Raw genomic sequence first — 1,487 nt, 5'->3', positions numbered from 1 at the left:
AGCTGCTCCATGGAGGAGGCGGTCTGCTGCAGGGAGGAGGCGGCCTGCTCGGTGCGCGAGCTCAGGTCCTGGTTGCCCGTGGCGATTTCCGCACTGGCGGTGGAGATGCTGTCGGTGGACTGACGGATGCGCGAGACGACGGCGCGCAACTGGTTCTGCATGGCCGACAGAGCCGACAGCAGATGCCCCAACTCATCCTTGCGATTGACGACGACCTCTTGCGTCAGGTCACCCTTGGCGATGATGTCGGCCGCAGCGACAGCCTGATGGAGCGGCCGGGTCACCGAACGGGTGATGGCCCAGGCCAGCAGAGCGCCCAGCACCAGGGATGCGACGCTCAGGGCCGCGAGCCAGACTTGAGCCTGCTGGATGCTGGCGGCCATGTCCTGCTCCACGGCCGCATTGCGGTCATGCTGGCGCTTGGCGTAGGCGCCGATGGCGTCCAGGTAGGCCGCGGACATGGGGACCAGCTTGGAATCCACCAGCGGCCCCGCCCCGATCATGTCGCCATTCTTCAGCATCTCGAAGATCTCGTTGCGCGTGGCGATGTAAGCCTTGCGATGTTCCGCCACCTCCTTCATCAGGCGCTTGCCCTCGTCCGTCATCGTGCGTGACTCAATCTCTTTCTGCAGGCCCGAGATGCGCTCAGTGGTCTGTCGCATCAGCGGCTGCAGGTAGTCCGACAGGGACTGCAGGCCGCCTGACTTTGCAATCGCGAGGGTGCGGGCCAGGTTGACGCCCGTTTCGCCTTGCCACTGCATGGCCAAAGCATTCAGTGTGGCCCGTTCGGACATCTGCTTTTGCATCTCGCCGATGCTGTTGAGCCGGGCGATGCTCAAGGCGGCGACGGCCAGGGCGAGGACGAGGATGACGGCGAAACCTGCGCCGAGACGGGCTCCCAATTTCAGGTCGGACAACTTCATGTGCAACTCCGTGACCGAGGAATGCCAAGCCTTGCGGGCCTGGCCCTCGTTGTTGTGTCGATCCCCGAAAGTGTCTTTTCACCCGCGAGGGGCGGTCCCGGGAAAATCGGCCATGGCCTGGGTTAACTTGAGGCTGACATTCCCGCCCTGGAGGACTGCGAGGCCGTTGTGCGAATTGCGTCACGCATCGCGCCCGTCGAGTGCTCACGAAAAAGCCCGGCCAAGGCCGGGCTGTGGGAGGGGAGAGCTTTCAGAATCAGAAGGTTTCCCAGTTGTCATCGGACGCCGCGGGCGCCTTGGCTGCAGGGGGCGGAGTGGCAGGTGCCTTGGGAAGAACGGGGGCTGCAGCGGTCGCAGGTGCTGCGGTCTTGGCCTTGCGAATGGCCGCCTCGGCCACCGAGGCGGCGCGCTGAACAGGTGCCCCGGCTGCGGTTGGAGAAGGCAGCGGCGCTTGGGGCTGGGTTTGTGCACCCAGCCGGAACGTCCCCACCACACTGGCCAGGCGCTGAGCCTGCTCACGCAGGGACTCGGCGGCGGCGGCCGACTCCTCGACCAGCGCAGCGT

1 protein-coding gene and 1 pseudogene are annotated in these 1,487 nt (G+C 65.6%); both read right to left on the bottom strand.

The window, feature by feature from the left end; translation table 11 throughout:
- The coding region (locus C1704_RS17305) for a methyl-accepting chemotaxis protein (protein ID WP_146076115.1) at positions 1–923 on the bottom strand (923 nt) is incomplete at its 3' end.
- Positions 924–1,179: 256 nt separating this feature from the next.
- Positions 1,180–1,487 (bottom strand): annotated as a pseudogene (locus C1704_RS17620) (methyl-accepting chemotaxis protein); the annotation flags it as partial.

The sequence above is a fragment of the Caldimonas caldifontis genome (assembly GCF_002930615.1).
GTDB lineage: Bacteria > Pseudomonadota > Gammaproteobacteria > Burkholderiales > Burkholderiaceae_C > Caldimonas > Caldimonas caldifontis.
The sequence above is the reverse complement of the archived record's forward strand: the minus strand, read 5'-3'. Positions and strand labels throughout refer to the sequence as shown.